The sequence below is a fragment of the Methylomarinum vadi genome (genome assembly GCF_000733935.1).
In the GTDB taxonomy this organism is placed as follows: Bacteria; Pseudomonadota; Gammaproteobacteria; order Methylococcales; family Methylomonadaceae; genus Methylomarinum; species Methylomarinum vadi.
Genome location: NZ_JPON01000001.1, coordinates 3,010,656 through 3,026,928 on the forward strand (window position 1 = coordinate 3,010,656; position 16,273 = coordinate 3,026,928).

The window sequence follows — 16,273 nt, forward strand, 5'->3', positions numbered from 1 at the left end:
GGCTTGTCGGCTTAAACGAAGTTGAATTGTGGCATGAAAGTGATTAAAGTTCAGCTCGAGGAGTGTATTAAACTATAACGAGGCTGATTATGAAAATTAAAAAATGCTTACGAATGACGCTATTTTCAGGTGCCGTGCTGTTTGCTGGGAATGTTCTGGCTTATGGTGATGACGAGGGCGAAAAATGTAAAAAACCGAGATTCAGGGAATTTGAACCGGTGCATTTGTCCGAAGTCGACCCCGAAACGGAAATTTCCTTTCACGTTTCCAATTGGGCCGACCCGACCACGATAACGGCCGAAGCCAGAAAAGTACCGATGAAAGTCGAAGTGGTCGATAAAATGAATTTTTTTGTCGTAACCGCTAAACTGCCTCCCGAAATCAATGGCAAATACGCTCGAATTCATGTGACTGCGCTCGCTATGGATGGCCGTTGTTTCGGCCAGGATGGTTGGTTGTTGAAGGTGAAAAAGGCAAAAACCGAACCGGCAACGCCTGCGGCTAGTGAAGGTGAGCCGGCAAGCTCCGAGACGGAAGCCCCTTAATTATCCATCATAAGGTTTAAACCACCGGCTTTAGCCGGTCAGCTTTAGCTGCGATAATTTGCCCAAGGAGGTGGCGATGGACTATAGATACGGCAGCCATACGGTTTACCAAATTGAGTATCATTTTGTTTGGGTTACGAAGTATCGTTATAAAGTGCTGAAGGATGAAATAGCCGAACGAGTGAGAGACTTGGTGCGGCAGACATGCGAAGCCTTTGAGATACGGATTATCAAAGGTGTCGTGAGCAAAGATCATGTGCACATTTTGGTGAGTGCGCCGCCGACTATGGCCCCAAGCGAAATCATGAGGCGAATCAAGGGACGAACTTCGAGCTATCTGTTCGAAGAGTTCCCGCACTTGAAAAAGCGATATTGGGGTCGACATTTTTGAGCCCGCGGTTATTTTTGCGCCACAGTGGGGCAAATGACTGATGAGATGATAAAGCAATATTTGGAGCATCACTTTGAACCTAATCCAAACGATAATTTCAAGATGGAGCCCGACTAAGACGCGTCGTTTAGTCGACGCGTATCCGGACTTTCAGTCCGTTATTGGAACCCACCCGCTTGAGCGGGTGGTTGTTTAGTTTTTTCCGGCACAAGGAGTCGTGCCGGTCAATACGGTACTTTATTCTGTTGGCTATGCCACAGTTCAAAGGGCTGTTGTGCATCATGCAGCGATAGCTGCCGCATCAGTATTTTTCGCTGTTGCGGCTGTTTTTCCAGTTCGGCATAAATGAAGTTGTCGTCGAAACCGGCCCTCGCCGCATCGAAACGGTTGCTGGCATAGTAGACTTCCGCCAATCTCGCCCAGTAGATGGCGCCGAGACACATTGGACAAGGCTCGCAGCTGGTGTATAAAATGCAATCGCTCAGCTGAAAATCGTTAACAATACGGCAGGCTTCTCTGATCGCCATGATCTCGGCATGCGCCGTCGGGTCGAGGTTTTGCGTGACCCGGTTGCCGCTGCCGGCGATGACTCGGCCGTTTTTGACGATAATGGCGCCATAGGGGCCGCCGTTCAGTTCAGTGACGTTATGGCAGGCCAACTCGATAGCTTGTCGCAGAAACTGTTCGTGCATTTAAAGATTCAGCGGATTGTTGGGGTCTATGCCGTCCATGAACGGTAATCGCCTGTCAAGATTGGTGATTTGGTAAACTTTGCCCAGCCAGTTGTTGAATACCGCCTTAGCCGAATCGCGCCAGGTGTTGTCGAGATATTCCAATATCTCGTCTTCGGGAAACGGCGGCAGCTCTTGATGGAATTTTTTAGCCGTTTTGACATGCATTTCATAGTCGGCGAAAACATGACGCACCGTTTCGTTAAAATAGTGCTCCGGATAAGGCGGGTAGTCATGACGTTCGTCATGATAATAGCGAATCACTTCGCGTTTGTATTCCTTCAATAGGCTGATGTCGTCGTATTCCGGATGCCCCTGGAAGAAGACGATGCGAAATCCGTCAGGACTGACGGCAAGATGCACGCCTGCTTCCTGACTGGCGACCAAGACCTTCAGGCCCTTCTCTTCCATGTCGTTTTGAAAGATTTCGTTATAACGGGAATGGGGCACGTCGAAGCGGGTATTGATCTCGGCCACCAACGGGTGCTTGCGGTCCAATACCTTGTGCGAGAAAACCCCCCAGCGCTTGCTGGGCAGACGGGTGCGTTCGATGCCGTAACAATATTGGATCAAGGCATGCGTGGCCAAACAGGAACACAAAATCGAGGTGACGTTTTCCTTGGCCCAGGCGAATACCTCCGTTAGGGGTTGCCAGAAATCCTCTTCCTGCAAATGATCATGGGTGACGTTGGCGCCGCTGATGATCAATGCATCCAGGCCGTCCTGCTTGATTTGCTCGAACGATTCGTAATAGTGGTCGATATGGGCCTGGGCTTGCGGGCTTCTTTCCAGTCCGCGGATGGTGAAAGGATGGACATGGAATTGGGCAATCTGATTACAGGCGCCCACCAAACGGAAGAATTGCCGTTCGGTGGCCTCCAGCGCGGCATCGGGCATGATGTTGAGCAAGCCGATATGCAGTTCGCGGATATGTTGATGAAGGGCGCGATCGGGAGAAAGAATGTCTTCGCCTTCCTCGTGCAGGCGGCGAAAAGTGGGCAGTGAGGTATGGGCAACCAGGGGCATGTCAAGACCTGCTATGATTGTTGAGCGATCGCATCGGCGATGATTTGCAGAAAATCCTGTTCGCCTTTGACATGAGCGATATCGTCGGCGGACACCGTATAACCGTATTGGTCGGCGATAGCCTGGTAACGGGGAACCCTGGATTTGAATAATTCAGGAAAAACCCATGAAGCGAAATGATCGGGAGAAATGCTTTCGGGGTTGCTATGGTGGAATTGCGCCATGTATTCGGCCAACTTTTCATCGAGGAAGGCCTCGCGGTAATAGAGCGGTTTGGGGTCGCTCTTGGCGCGCTCGATGATGGTTTGTTCCATTTCCGGAGGGATCTTGATGTAGAGGAGCAAGGTGTGTTCGGCCAGACGTTCGATCACTTCCGGGCAATCCAATTCGCAAACGCTGCCGCCGGCATCGTTGAGAAAATGCTTGTAACCGTAAATATCCTCGGCTTTATGAATAAAGTCGGGGACATCGTTCATCGCCGCGATTTCCGCCTGACGGTGCAAAGCCTGGCGGCGTTTAAATTCATCCAACGGCAAGCCGCCTTGTTTTGGGTCGCCCAGCTTACCGAGAAAGCTGGAGACCGGCGACAAGTTGTCGACGGTGATGTTGTTGCAGATGTAGATTGAATCGGTGAGCAAGAGGTTTCTTAAAAACGGAACCTCCATGGCTTGACGCTTGATGTTGTCCAGAATCTGTTCGGACAAATATTTGGTGCCGATGCGGTAATCGCCGGAATAATGAAACCATTTGTCCTTGGGCAGTTTGTTGGCCAGAGTCGTTTTGCCGGCGCCGGACATGGCCAGCAGGGTGATACTTTTGGATTCCCAGTCAAGGAATTGCCGGGGGCTCATCTTCATAAAATGCTCGGTGTGCTAATCGTAATAGTCGGAAAAGTCGAGGTCGTCACGGTCCGGATTGTCATGTATATCCGGGTCGGTATAGCCTAGATCGTCGGGTTCCAGATCGTCATAGGGGGCGCTCCAGTCCTCCGGTGCCTCGATATAATCGATGGTGGAATTGTACCATGACTCATTGTCGTATTCGCCGATGTCGCCATTAAGGTATTGCACTTCGATGAAGTCGTTGTCTTCCTCGATGGCCACCACGGTGAAGGTCAGGTCGTTTTCTATGTCTTTGTACCAGCGGCCAATGACTGGGTCTGCGATTGTAGTCATCGTCATCCTCCAAAAATTCAGTTAACCAACAGCTCTAATCATATCCAAAAAAATAGGAATGTGTGCCGACCCAGGTTAAAAAAATCTGTGATGGAAGGGCGATCAAACAATGGATTTGCTCGGCATTTATGCTCGAGCATGACAAGGTCGGCCGGGTCGGTCAGAAAAATGAGCAATATATAGGGTAAATGATTGGCAAGGGACTATAATGGCCGGGATCGCTTTCTTACTTAGACGAGAGAGTTACGGATGGATAACGATACGCTTATCAATCAGGCGCGGCGTCTTTATGCGGCCTTGTCGGTCGAACAATATGTCCGCTCCTTGGAAAATAAACCAAGGTTTAATCGTTTGGACCGTTTGGTGCTATGGGCGTATTGCCGCTATCAGCGTCGGCTGAATCGATGTGTCATATGCTATCAATATCGGAAAGAGGATTGCTCTAGGGACCCTTGGGGCAATCAACGGCGCCAATGTCCGATGTTGGCAAAACATTTACGCGGTAATGATGCGAATAACGATGGCGCTTCCTGACCGGCCCAAAATGTAAAAACGCCGGATTATCAAGGGTTGGGCTTGGATGCCTGCACATCATCGCCGCGCCAGCAATAGCATGGTTCGGTGTCCGGTGCGACGCGGGCTTCGGTCGACAATTTATAGAGGTTGCCTTGCCGGGTTTGCAACTCGACTTCCAATAGAAAGGCTTTATAGCCGTTGGCCGGGGCGGCCAATTCGGTGGCGACGCGGTCGGCGCTAGCCGTTAACGAAACCGTCTCGCTGTGCCAACTGGCAGGCCGGAAATCCCGGCTGTCGGAGTGCGAAATCCATAGCTGCGCGGCCGTGGTTTTATGCGAACTGGCCAATTGCAATTTTACTTGTCGTTCCCCATTGTAATCGAATCGCCAGCTTAGTTTTGGCAGCGGTTCATCGTGGACGACCATTTCATAAAATGCCGCCAGCGTTTGCAGGGCCTGGTCGCCGCCGTTGAGATTATGGCCGGCATTCGGCGTTTGATAAAGCAACTTGGGCCCTGGTAATTGATGCCAATAGTGACGCAGTGAATCGACCGTCCAGTAGGGGTCGTTGGTGCCCAGCAGCAATAATTTGGGCATGGTCAATAAATGGCGGTACTCATAAGGGTCGACCCAACTGCGCAGCTTTTGCATGGCCGGACTGTCGTGCCTGCGATGCAGGTTCAGTTCGGTGTAGTCGCGAATCTTGACGCTTTGGTGGCCATATATCTGTTCCGACCATTGCAGTTGCGGTTTCATATTCAATACGTCGATGACCATCGGCGCGATGGCTTTCACCCGGTCATCGACCGCGGCCGTCAGCCAAGTCGCCCAGCCGCGCTTGGAAGCGCCGCCGACGACGAAGTTTTCCAGCATTGGTTCGCCGGGGCGATAGGTGAATAATTGCAGTATATCCATCGCGCTGCTGACGCTCTCGACCATCGGAAACAGCAGCGGCCAACTTTCGTCACCCGTCTGTAAGTATTGATTAAAGCTGAAGGCGATTAGCGCATCTTCCTTGCGGCCGTCGTAGAGCGGTTGGTTGGGCACATTCGTCAACACGGCGGCCAGGGTGCCTCCGCGCTCGGCCAATGTCCTTAGCTGTTCGATGTGATTGCCGCCGTCGCCATCGCCGGCGACCAGCAGGAATGCCGTTTCCGGATGGGAAAGGACAGTAGGTCTGACGATGACGAGTTGGTGTTTCCAGTCGTGTCCGCGCCAGCGTTGGGTCGTGATCGACAAGCGTGTCAGCGTCCCCCAGCTTTGTTGCCGTTGCGAGATGACGGTCCAGGCTATGTGGCGGTTGGTGGCATGCACATAATCCGCCAAGGGATTGGCCAGGGAGGCGGTCGAGGCAAATAGGCCGTAAAGGCTTAGTTTGGCAAGCATGTGGTGAAAGAGAACATGGCGTTTCATGATGGCACCGGTGGTTAAATATCCGAGGGAGCGCAAGGACCTGCTTCCGGGAGATTTTATGCCTTGAGGCGACGGCAGACAAGGTGAACGTAGCGGCCCATGTCGCGATAGGTCGGCAGGCGGCAATAGCGGTATTCCAGATCGAACAGTTCGTTTCGGTCGCTATGGTCCAGAGCCTCTGGAGTTAAATAATCGTGAAATACGCGGATGCCGGTATGCCGTTGTATCTCGAAGCCGGCTTGTTCCAATAACGCGATGACTTCATGGGGATATTGCGGGTTGGGCGGTGTCAGTTTATTGCCTTGTCCCATGTAGCTGTCGTTCAAAAGGTTTTTCAGCCGCCAGCCGCCTTTTAAGGTGTTGCTGTAGACCATCGCGTTGCGGTTATAAAACAGCAACGACAAATAGCCGCCGACTTTTACCCGTTGCATGATCGTCCGCAAACTAGTCAGTGGGTCGGCCAGCCATTCCAGGACCGCATGTAGCATTACCAGGTCGAAGTCGAGCAATTCCGCCGCCAGCAACTGAGCCGAGCGGTGATGGAACTCGGCCTGCAAGCCCGCTCTGGCGAAATTTTCCTTGGCGCGCCACAACATCTTTTTCGAGACATCGCATAGCGTCAGTTGATGGCCTCGCTCGGCGAACCATAGGCCGATCTGGGCGAAGCCGCAGCCGGCATCCCAAATATTCAGCCGGTTTTTTTGCCGCAAGAACTCCAGGTCTTCCTTGACCAACTTTAATCGCCAGTCGCCCTTGGCCGTGGCATAGATTCTTCGTTCGAATTTGTCGATCAAACTATCGAAATTACGGTCTTTTTTCAGGGACATGAGCCTGCGCTTATTAAATGGTCGTGCAAGGGTTTATAAAAGTGAAAAACGATATGCATTTATAGCATATCTGAGGTGAACCATGTTTTGAGTCTACTTCAGTCGTTTAGATACACAGTGGCCTCAACGCAAGGATAGAGAACAGAAACGAATGTTATTTCGTTGTCGCTCTAGCGGACGAGTTTTTGTAGGCGCTGTTCTTATAGTGATAAGCTTACAGGCGGGATTTCTGAGAAGACATTACTTTTCAGATTCGGGCGGAATTTTTCGCCATTAATTGTTATTTCGCGAGGTGAAGGTTATGAGAATCATTCAAAGTGCATTGCTAATCGCGGCTACTTTAGCGCTTTCATCATCCAGCCATGCCGGCGGCCCTGGCGGTGCACGTGGCGGCGGTGGCGGGGGTGGTTCACGGATGGGGGGCGGTTTTTCCCAGCAACAGCAAGGGGCCGATCAGATGCGACAACGTCAGGAAAAACAAATTCGCGAAAGAATTCATCAAGAGCAGGGTAGCGGCCAGCAAATGCGGCAACAACAAGAGCGGCAAATCAGGGAAAGGATGGAGCAAGGTCAAGGCGAGATGCGGCAAATGCGAGAACAAAAGGAGCAGCAAATCAGGCAAGGCGTTGACGCGCCAGGAATGGAGCAAAGACAACAGCAAATGGAAAATATCCGCGAACGCACCGAAGGAAAAGCCAGGGAAGATGTTCCTGGCGCGCAAAAACGCTGGTGGTGGCCATTCGGGGAGTAAAATAGTCGGGACTATCGCAACAAGGCATTTTGCCGCCAACACACTATGTTCGTATTCCCCTTCCGCCATGGACGGTGGAAATGCGGATTTTGCAAGGCAGAAAATTGCTCCCGCATTTTCTGCCTTCGCGCCTTCCTTGACGGTCAGAGCAAAATCCGTTCTGCTGTCGAATCCTCTGCTAACCTCCTTCTGCCGTCTTGGATAAATGCTCAAATTCGATGAGAGCAGGATAAAACGGTGTTTCTTGGTTGTCTAAAAAGCCAGTTACAGGCGGTTTAAATCAACCAATTGGAAGGGTGGATTTGAACCAATTTTATTTCCTCGCCCTATAGTTTCTATCCTTAGAGAGCTAGGAAATTTTACGTTTCGATTTCCGTGATCGCTCGCAATACCTTGAATATCTGCGTCTGGCTTTAGACAGCCAGGTTAGTCGAGTTTTGTTTCATGTTATTGGTACGGGTTGTGCCTGCGTCTTTGTTTTAAACGTAAATGTACGATTGAAAATGAGCGACCATGTCATAATGCGTAAGAGGATAAATACTCCTGCTTCCAATTTCAGTGATGCGATTGGCGCAGCGGCAAGAAAGTTGCTTAAACTCGTGGTCGTCGACGGCTTTGATATTTTTATTCCTTGGCTGATGATGACTACGGTCAATATTGCCTTCCATCATTTGATTCCGTTGGATGAAACGCGCTACGCCGCCGTGGCATGGGAAATGTGGTATGGCCATGATTTTTTGGTTCCTCATCTTAATGGGGCGCCATACCATCACAAGCCACCGTTATTGTTTTGGTTGTATGACGTCGGCTGGTCCCTGTTCGGCGTAAGTGAGCTGTGGTTGTTGCTGGTTGCACCGTTGTGCGGGTTGGTTAGCTTGTATCTTACCAGATATATGGCGGCGTTATTGTGGCCCGGCGATAGGAGAGCCATGCGGTTGGCGCCATGGCTATTGTTCGGCAGTTTGCTATGGGGAGCCTTCCTCAATAGTGCAATGTTCGATACCTTGCTTACCGCCTGTGTGTTGTTGGCGCTGTCGGGTTTGGTTAAGGCCGGGCGTGATTTGCACGGGCAATCCTGGATTTTGTTCGCATTGGGCTGCGGTTTGGGTCTATTGGCCAAGGGGCCGGTGGTGTTCGTGTCGACGCTGCCGCCGTTTTTAATGGGCGCGGTCTGGAGCGATGCCGCCAAAAGCCGCCCGACCCGCTGGTACCTTTATGGTCTTGCCGCCTTGGCCGGCGCTATCGGACTGGCGTTGTTGTGGGCAGTTCCGGCGATCCTCTCGGCCGGCAACGATTATGGCGCCACGCTGTTATGGCATCAAACGGTCGACCGGATTAGCAACAGTTTTGCCCATAAAAGGCCGATATGGTGGTATTTGGCGTTATCGCCGGTCCTGCTGTTTCCGTGGTTTTTTTGGCCTAGGGTCTGGCGCAGCCTAGGTCGCCATGAGCTGCTGCAAGAGGCTAGCTTTCGTTTTTGTTTGCTGTGGTTCGGCTCCGGCTTTATCGCATTTTCCTTGATTAGCGGCAAACAGGCTCATTATCTGATACCGCTGATGCCGGCCATGGCTTTATTGTTAACTCGCGTTCTCCCCAAGGAAGCGACGGCGGTAAAGCCGGGAGACTATTTACCCTTTTTGGTGATCGGCGTTTTCGCCTTGTTGCTGTTGATTTTGCCTCAGTTACAGGAATTGAAATTGTATCATTGGCTGCGGCAGCGGGATCTATGGTGGGCAGTTACGCTGTTGCTGGTCGCCTTCTGTCCTATGATGACGATGGCATATACGCGGTCCATCTCTCCTTATTTGCTGCCGGTGACCATGATTCTGGCGTTGATCAGCAGCTTGATGGGCTTTTTCAGTTCCACCGGCAATGCCTTTCATCTAAGGCAAGCGACGCAGTTATTGGAAAAGTATCGAGAAGCGGGTGATTCCCTAGCTTGGGCGGGGAAATACGACGGCCAGTTGCAATTTTTGTTGCGTATGACCCAGCCGATGGCGGTAATCGACAAGTCGGCCGTCGACGATTGGCTTGCTTCTCACAGCAACGGGCATGTCGTTTCGGTTGAACGGCAGGATAAAAACGCTCATTGCAACGATTACTGGCAATATTATCGGGAAGATAAGTTGTGCATACGCTCACAAATTTGAAGAATCGTCGAGCAACTGATTCCGGCAATCTTGTTGCCTTGAATTGTACGAGAGAACCTGAGAAACCGGCCGTTACGTCAATCTAGCCGAACGAAGCTTCCGCTTATTATAGGTTTTGCGCTATCGTATGGACGAAGTAAACGCAACGATTATTCGGCCGCAGGTGACGCAATCAAAAATGACAATGTTATCTCCCGTTCGCGCAAAGTCGCTCAATAGTACGAATGTTCGAAACGATGAGGAGGCGTAGGGGGAGATGCAATTTTACCATCTAATTCCTCCTCTGTTGACGCAGTTTCTGGTGACAGCGGCGTTTGCGTTTGTCGTCGGACTCGAGTTCCGCCGTTATAAACAAATCAACAATTATATTCACCATTTCGGCAGCGCCCGGACCTTCGTACTGATCGGCATAATGGGATTTTTGCTGTTTGAACTCGACAACAGCCGATTGCTGTATCTCGGCGGGTTCGTCTCGTTGACAGGGTTGCTGGCAATGTATTACTGGCGCCTTTCAGCGGAAGGCATGTTTTCGCTGTTCAGTGTTTTAATGGCATTGCTGGTTTATTTGCTCGGCCCGATCAGTTTGTCGATGCCGAGCTGGTTTCTGGTGCTGTTTGTTGTCCTCCTAGTTTTGATTCTTGGCGAGAAACCGCTGATTCATAAGATATCGGATCGTCTGGATAACGAGGAAATATTAACCTTAGCCAAGTTTCTGATTCTTTCCGGCGTGATACTGCCGCTGCTGCCGGACCGGGTCATCGCTCCGATGTTGCCGGTCAGCTATTACAAGATTTGGTTGGCGGTAATCATCGTTTCCGGATTTTCTTATTTGAGTTACCTGATCAATGCCTATTTTTACCGGAGTCGAAGTTTGTTGATTACCGGTATACTGGCCGGCCTTTACTCCAGCACGGCCGCAACGGTTGTTATCGCACGGCGTTCTCGAGGAACGGCGAATGCCGGCTCAATTGTCTCGTCGGCAATCATATTGGCGACGATCATGATGTACGCCCGATTGCTGGTCATTATTTTTCTGTTCGACCGGGCCGCCGGGTTTCAGTTGTTGTTGCCGTTTTTAACGGTGATGGGTGTTTCGTTAATCGCGGTATTAGTTCTGTTGAAGACCAGTCATCGGAAATCCTCGATTCACAATACCGACATCATCGAACATCCTCTCGAACTAACGACAGCGCTGTTATTTGCCTTATTGTTCGTGCTGTTCACCTGGCTTACGCATACGGTAACCAGCCGTTTCGGCAGTCACGGTTTGAACTTCTTGGCCGTGGTGGTTGGCTTTACCGATATTGACCCGTTCATCCTATCCTTGCTCAGCGGCAAATTTAGCGTTGCCGAGCCAGCGCTAGTGGCGGCGGTGATTCTTGCCAGCGGTAGCAATAATTTGCTGAAGGCAGCGTATGCGATAGGGCTGGCCAGAAATCGTTCGGTTCTACCCGGCACCGCTTGGTTGTTATTCCTGTTTGTTGCTTCCATCATTTATGCGTTACATTGGCTTACGTAACGGCAAAGATCGACAGGAGCAAGGCACATGAAACCCACCAATAGACATTTAATCGCCAAGATTTTAGCGCTCGGTATATTAACCGCGGTACTGGTTTATTTATTTCATCCCGGTGTAGGGCAATTCAGTATGATCATCAATGGCGAACCGGTTGCGGAGCCCTGGGTAGGGTTGGCAGCGATTCCGACCATGCTGCTGGTATTGGCGTTCAGCGTCATGCTTGTGTTCCTATTGTTTGTCGGCGTCGGCTTGTTTTTCTTCGTTACCGCCTTGCTGTTCGCTGTTCTCGGCGTGATGTTGGTGGCGCCTTATTTCTGGCCGGTACTGCTCATTATTTTTCTGGTGGTTGCGCTGATGTCGGTCGGCAACGGCGACTAGCGTTAAATCCGGTCGCGCAACGCGGAACGTATTAATGCGGCGGCAGCCGCATTTGCACAGCCAGGTCGTGCATAATCCATAGGGTTCCTCCCACCATGATGAAGATGACGAGTAGTGTGAATAACACGGCTATTAGCCTCAATCGCGGCTTGGAATCCAGGTGTAGGAAAAAATGTAAATGAACCATGATCTGACATACCGCCAGCATGGCGATTGCCGTGATGATCGCATCGCGGGGAAGGGGGGCGAATTCGATCAGGCCGAAGGCTAGGATGGTCAGTAGCAAGGCCAGCGCGAAACCGGTCAGATAGCCGGTAAGTTTAGGCGACGGTTGGGCCGGGTTAGCGTTCATTCACACGACTCCCATCAAGTAGACCACGGAAAAAATCACGACCCAGACCAGATCCAGAAAATGCCAGAACAGGCTGAAACGAAACAGCCGGGAACGGACCTGCGCCGATAAACCGTAAAGTTCGATCTGCGGTATCATCGCCAATAACCAGATCAAGCCGATGCCGACATGCAAGCCATGAGTGCCGACCAGGGTAAAAAAGGCGGACAAAAAGCCGCTTCGCGTCGGCCCGGCACCTTGGGCGATCAGCTTGCCGAATTCGTTGACCTCCATTAACACGAACGCTCCGCCCAGTAGCAATGTCAGCAGCAACCACAGCAACACCCATTTTTCATTGTCCTTGACCATCGCCAGCATGGTCAAACCGCAAGTCAGCGTGCTGAATAATAACAGTAGCGTTTCGACGAAGGCATTGCTCAGGTCGAACAATTCCTTGCCGCCGGGACCGCCGGCAAAGTTTTGGCTCATGTCCGCATAGGTTGCGAACAGCAAGGTGAAGATAACGGCATCGCTCAGTAAATAAATCCAGAACCCCAATTCCTTGGCCGATGCGGAAGCGTCGGCCGGATTGGTGATGATGTCGTTATGATGAAAACTAGTTAGATCCGGCATGATCAGCAACCTTTTGGCGCATTGATTGGCGGAGAGTTTGCCTTGGAAAGTTTTTGTGCAAGCTGTAGTTGTTGGAAACGGTTTTCCTCGATGCGTTTTATTTCCTCAGCCGGAATGCGGTACTCGCAATTCTCGTCGAAGGCACGGGCTATGAGAGCGACCACCATCGACAGGGCCGCTGTCACGGCCAGCCACCAGATATGCCAGACCATCGCGAAACCGAACAGTAGTGACAGTCCGCCGAAGACGATGCCGATGGCGCTGTTCTTGGGCAGATGAATATCGTAATAATGCGCCGGTTTGCGATAGGCCGTATGATTTTGCTTCATGGCCGTGAACGCATCGGTGCCGTCGACTTCAGGAATCACGGCGAAGTTATAAACCGGCGGCGGCGAGGAAGTCGCCCATTCCAGGTTGCGGCCGTCCCAGGGGTCGCCGGTCAGGTCGGCCAGCTCATGCCGTTTGCGGAGGCTGATCGCCAACTGGACGAGCAGGCAGCCGATGCCGAGCGCTATCAGCAGCGCGCCGATGGCCGCGACGATCAATAGCGGTTGCCATTCCGGGTTGCCGTAATGTTGCATCCGCCGCGGCATGCCCATTAGTCCCAGCGCATAGAGCGGCATGAAGGCCAGGTAGAAGCCGACCAGCCAGTTCCAGAAGGCCAGTTTGCCCCAACGTTCGTCGAGGCGAAAGCCGAAAACTTTGGGAAACCAATAGTGATAGCCCGCCAGGTAACCGAACAGGGCGCCCGGGATCAGCATGTTGTGAAAATGGGCGACCAGGAATTCGCTGTTGTGCATCATGAAATCGACCGGAGGCACGGCAAGCAGCACGCCGGCCGCCCCGCCGATTGCGAAGGTCGGCAAGAAGGCCAGGGTCCACAACATCGGCGTGGAGAAACGGATGCGGCCCCGATACAGGGTAAACAGCCAATCGAAGATCTTGACGCCGGTGGGCACCGCGATGATCATCGTCGCGATGCCGAACGCGGCATTGACGTTGGCGCTGGCGCCCATCGTGAAGAAATGGTGCAGCCAGACGGTAAAGGACAGCAACGTGATGGCCAGCGTGGCGTAGACCAGCGACGCATAACCGAACAGCTTTTTCCCGGAGAACGTTGAAATCACTTCGGAAAAAATGCCGAAGGCGGGCAGGATCACGATATACACTTCCGGATGGCCCCAGATCCAAAACAAGTTAACGTAGTTCATCATGTCGCCGCCGAGGCCGTTGCTGAAAAAATGCATGCCCAAATATCGGTCCAGGCCGAGCAGGGCGGTGGCCACGGTCAAGGCGGGAAAGGCCAGCACGATCAGCATGCTGGTGCACAAAGCGGTCCAACTGAACAACGGCATCTGCATCAGCGTCATGCCCGGGGCCCGGTCCAGCAAAATCGTGACGAGAAAATTAATGCCGGTCATCGTCGAGGCGGCACCGCTCAACATCAACACCCAGATCCAGTAATCGACGCCGACGCCGGGACTGAATTCTGTTTCGGAATAAGGCGGATATCCGCTCCAGCCGGCCGTCGAGAATTCGCCGACGGCCAGCGACAGCATCATCAGAATGGCGGCGGCCACGGTCATCCACAGGCTTAGGGAATTCATGAAAGGGAAGGCGACGTCGCGTTTGCCGAGTTGCAACGGCACGAGGATATTCATCAGGCCGGTCAGAAATGGCATCGCCATCAATATGATCATGATCGTGCCGTGGGCGCTGAAGATTTGGTCGTAATGATGGGGCGGCAGAAACCCTTGCTCGTTGCCGACCGCCAGGGCCTGTTGGCTGCGCATCATGAGGGCGTCGGCGAAGCCTCTTAGCAGCATGATCAAGGCCAGTGTAATGTACATGACGCCGATTTTCTTATGGTCCAGACTGGTTAGCCAATGTTTCCACAAGTAGTGCCACTTTTGAAAATAGGTAATCAACGCGGCCACGGCCAGTGCTCCCAGCAACATCATGGCGACCGCCGTCATGATGATCGGTTGGTCGAAAGGGATGGCTTGCAGGCTGAGCTTACCGAACATTTGGGCGTGCTCCGTATCGGTTGTCGGAGGAGGGAAGCGCGTTTGATTTCGCCGTCTTGAAGGCGGCGATGACGTGTTCGAATAGACTAGGCGTTACCGAGCCATAATAAGAAACCGGATGACGGATGCTGGGTTGCGCCAGTTCGTCTAGACTGTCGCGGTCGAGATGCTGGGGCGAACGCTTCGCTTGTTCCACCCAGGCGTTGAAATCCTGTTTGCCGGTCGCCATGGCGAGGAAGTGTTGATAGGGAAACCCCCGGCCGCTGAATTGGGTGTTTTCGCCGAAATAATGGCCTGGTTTGTCGGCGATTAAATGCAGCTGCGTCTGCATACCGGCCATCGCGTAGATTTGACCGCCCAGGCGCGGAATGAAAAAAGAATTCATGACGGTGGCGGAGGTGATTTTGAAATGGAGGGGGCGGCCGACTGGAAAATACAACTCGTTGACCGCGGCAATATTCTGTTGCGGATATATGAACAACCATTTCCAATCCAACGCGACCACTTGGATTTCCAAGGGCGGCTTATCCGACGGCAAGGGCTGGTAGGGATCGAGGCGGTGGGTGAAAATCCATGTCATGCCGGCCAAGACAGTGATGATCAAGCCGGGTACAAACCAGACCAGGCATTCCAGCCAAAAAGAGCGGTCCCACGCGGGAGCGTAAGGAGCCCGCCCGTTGCCGGCCCGGTATTTCCAGGCAAACCAGCCGGTCATCGCCAGCACGGGAATCAGTACCAGCGACATTAGGGCCACGGTCGTCCAAAACAACTCGTCTATATCGCGGGCTACCGGTCCGGATGGTTCGAGATCGATCAATTCCATACAATGGCCGGCGCCGAAGTTGACGAGGCAAGCGATGATAAGCGCAAGGCGGCTGTAAGCTAGCAACATGTTCTTGCGGCTTTTTAGGTACATCGCTTGCCTCCACATTCGTTTCCTATCGCGATTTTGGCTTAACCCTGTAGCGGTTATTTCTTTAGGGAAGCGCCGAATAAATCCGGCCTGGATTTCTCAGAGCGCCCGGTTAAGAAAAATGCGATTTGCCTTAACCCTACAAATACTGAATTACTCTGCATTTCCTAAGAATTATCGCGCTTTGTTCAGTTTGAACGATTCCCTGTCTGCATTCGTTCTTGTCTAATTCGATTGGAATCAAACCGGTATGTTCATTTATCGTTAAGCAGCGGTTTGATTTCGTTTTCAAAATCATCGTCCGGAAGCTCGTCTATATGTCCCGGAAGAGGTAACTGCTCTTCCTCGGCTGGGGTAGCCGAGCTTTTTTTCTGCCCTGGCCCGGAAGCTTGTTCAGGCGTAGTTTTGTCGACCGACATATCTCGAATCGTGCCATCGTCGAAGATTTTTAAATTGACCGGCTGGCCCTCCTTGTTACCCTGCAGTAAAAAATGACGGGTTTGCACGATTTCGACTTCATTGACCTTGAGGCCGGGATATTGTCGATTGATCTCTTGCATGATTGGAAACGGAATTTTGAAAACCGGTACTTCCTTGCTTATTTTCATGATCTCGCCGTCGGTAGCGACGGTCATGGACATGTCGGTAAACTCTTTGTTACCGACAGTTTTGTCGCTGGTGATTTCGAACTTTATATGGCCGTCATCGTTCACTTGTTCTATCTTGGTAATGTTATCCGTTTTGATGAAGTTGGAGACGGTGGCGCGAACCGATTCCGGCATCGCCTCGAATTTGATGTCGTTGCGTTCCTCCTTGGCGAATGCCACCGTGGCTGCCGACGCTAAACTAATCATTAATAAACCATAGTGAAGATTCTTCATTTATTTCTCCTGATTAAAATATGATGGCCTTTCGGGTAAACGTTAAAATATTTTCATGGATGTTGTC

The 16,273-nt window shown here is 51.9% G+C and carries 17 protein-coding genes and 1 pseudogene; 7 read left to right on the plus strand and 11 right to left on the minus strand.

The features are described from left to right. Nucleotides 1-89: 89 nt before the first annotated feature. Together EP25_RS0114975 and tnpA are read left to right on the plus strand one after the other, a co-directional pair. Complete coding sequence (locus EP25_RS0114975; protein WP_051906745.1) at nucleotides 90-545, plus strand: hypothetical protein; 456 nt, start codon at nucleotides 90-92, stop codon at nucleotides 543-545. A 76-nt stretch (nucleotides 546-621) separates the two neighbouring features. Then, nucleotides 622-1,053: pseudogene (gene tnpA / locus EP25_RS0114980) on the plus strand (IS200/IS605 family transposase). 107 nt (nucleotides 1,054-1,160) lie between these two features. Here the strand turns inward: tnpA and EP25_RS0114990 are convergent. Genes EP25_RS0114990 through EP25_RS0115005 form a run of 4 tightly spaced genes read right to left on the minus strand, consistent with a single transcriptional unit; the run spans nucleotide 1,161 to nucleotide 3,868 of the window. Further along, the gene (locus EP25_RS0114990) at nucleotides 1,161-1,628 is read right to left on the minus strand and encodes a nucleoside deaminase (protein WP_031434644.1); all 468 of its coding nucleotides are present in this window, start codon (nucleotides 1,626-1,628) and stop codon (nucleotides 1,161-1,163) included. Further along, complete coding sequence (metA, locus tag EP25_RS0114995) at nucleotides 1,629-2,693, minus strand: homoserine O-succinyltransferase MetA (RefSeq protein WP_031434645.1); 1,065 nt, start codon at nucleotides 2,691-2,693, stop codon at nucleotides 1,629-1,631. Nucleotides 2,694-2,704: 11 nt separating this feature from the next. After that, the gene (locus EP25_RS0115000) at nucleotides 2,705-3,550 is read right to left on the minus strand and encodes an ATPase (RefSeq protein WP_031434646.1); all 846 of its coding nucleotides are present in this window, start codon (nucleotides 3,548-3,550) and stop codon (nucleotides 2,705-2,707) included. 15 nt (nucleotides 3,551-3,565) lie between these two features. After that, nucleotides 3,566-3,868 carry a DUF6763 family protein gene (locus tag EP25_RS0115005; RefSeq protein WP_031434647.1) on the minus strand — a complete coding sequence of 101 codons (303 nt, stop codon included), beginning with the start codon at nucleotides 3,866-3,868 and terminating at the stop codon, nucleotides 3,566-3,568. A 249-nt stretch (nucleotides 3,869-4,117) separates the two neighbouring features. Here EP25_RS0115005 and EP25_RS22055 point away from each other — a divergent pair, with 249 nt between their 5' ends. Further along, nucleotides 4,118-4,402, plus strand: coding sequence for a hypothetical protein (locus tag EP25_RS22055; protein WP_036300668.1), 285 nt, complete (start codon nucleotides 4,118-4,120; stop codon nucleotides 4,400-4,402). Nucleotides 4,403-4,431: 29 nt separating this feature from the next. Here EP25_RS22055 and EP25_RS0115015 read toward each other — a convergent pair whose 3' ends face one another. Together EP25_RS0115015 and EP25_RS0115020 are read right to left on the minus strand one after the other, a co-directional pair. Beyond that, nucleotides 4,432-5,796, minus strand: a complete 1,365-nt coding sequence (locus tag EP25_RS0115015; protein WP_051906747.1) for a PhoPQ-activated pathogenicity-related family protein — start codon at nucleotides 5,794-5,796, stop codon at nucleotides 4,432-4,434. 56 nt (nucleotides 5,797-5,852) lie between these two features. Further along, nucleotides 5,853-6,623, minus strand: coding sequence for a methyltransferase domain-containing protein (locus tag EP25_RS0115020; protein ID WP_031434650.1), 771 nt, complete (start codon nucleotides 6,621-6,623; stop codon nucleotides 5,853-5,855). 301 nt (nucleotides 6,624-6,924) lie between these two features. On the opposite strand from EP25_RS0115020, the gene EP25_RS0115025 reads away from it, so the two are divergent. The 4 genes from EP25_RS0115025 (at nucleotide 6,925) to EP25_RS0115040 (ending at nucleotide 11,421) form a co-directional block, all read left to right on the plus strand. Beyond that, the gene (locus EP25_RS0115025; RefSeq protein ID WP_031434651.1) at nucleotides 6,925-7,374 is read left to right on the plus strand and encodes a hypothetical protein; all 450 of its coding nucleotides are present in this window, start codon (nucleotides 6,925-6,927) and stop codon (nucleotides 7,372-7,374) included. Between the two features lie 521 nt (nucleotides 7,375-7,895). Next, a complete protein-coding gene (locus EP25_RS22060; protein WP_235185913.1) occupies nucleotides 7,896-9,524 on the plus strand; it encodes an ArnT family glycosyltransferase in 1,629 nt (542 codons plus the stop codon). Nucleotides 9,525-9,780: 256 nt separating this feature from the next. Further along, nucleotides 9,781-11,043: an MgtC/SapB family protein gene (locus EP25_RS0115035; protein WP_031434653.1), complete on the plus strand. Its 1,263-nt coding sequence runs from the start codon at nucleotides 9,781-9,783 to the stop codon at nucleotides 11,041-11,043. A 27-nt stretch (nucleotides 11,044-11,070) separates the two neighbouring features. Then, on the plus strand, nucleotides 11,071-11,421 hold the full coding sequence (locus EP25_RS0115040) for a hypothetical protein (protein WP_031434654.1): 351 nt from the start codon (nucleotides 11,071-11,073) through the stop codon (nucleotides 11,419-11,421). A gap of 31 nt (nucleotides 11,422-11,452) precedes the next feature. Here the strand turns inward: EP25_RS0115040 and cyoD are convergent, their stop codons facing one another. From cyoD to EP25_RS0115065, 5 genes are all read right to left on the minus strand, one after another. Continuing rightward, a complete protein-coding gene (cyoD, locus tag EP25_RS0115045) occupies nucleotides 11,453-11,773 on the minus strand; it encodes a cytochrome o ubiquinol oxidase subunit IV (protein WP_031434655.1) in 321 nt (106 codons plus the stop codon). Beyond that, complete coding sequence (gene cyoC / locus EP25_RS0115050) at nucleotides 11,774-12,385, minus strand: cytochrome o ubiquinol oxidase subunit III (protein WP_036300674.1); 612 nt, start codon at nucleotides 12,383-12,385, stop codon at nucleotides 11,774-11,776. Between the two features lie 2 nt (nucleotides 12,386-12,387). Next, nucleotides 12,388-14,412: a cytochrome o ubiquinol oxidase subunit I gene (cyoB, locus tag EP25_RS0115055; protein WP_051906751.1), complete on the minus strand. Its 2,025-nt coding sequence runs from the start codon at nucleotides 14,410-14,412 to the stop codon at nucleotides 12,388-12,390. Then, nucleotides 14,402-15,328 carry a ubiquinol oxidase subunit II gene (gene cyoA, locus EP25_RS0115060; RefSeq protein WP_152555659.1) on the minus strand — a complete coding sequence of 309 codons (927 nt, stop codon included), beginning with the start codon at nucleotides 15,326-15,328 and terminating at the stop codon, nucleotides 14,402-14,404. Before cyoA ends, cyoB begins: the two co-directional genes overlap by 11 nt. Before the next feature lie 251 nt (nucleotides 15,329-15,579). Next, nucleotides 15,580-16,206, minus strand: coding sequence for a hypothetical protein (locus EP25_RS0115065; protein ID WP_152555660.1), 627 nt, complete (start codon nucleotides 16,204-16,206; stop codon nucleotides 15,580-15,582). Nucleotides 16,207-16,273: the final 67 nt, after the last annotated feature.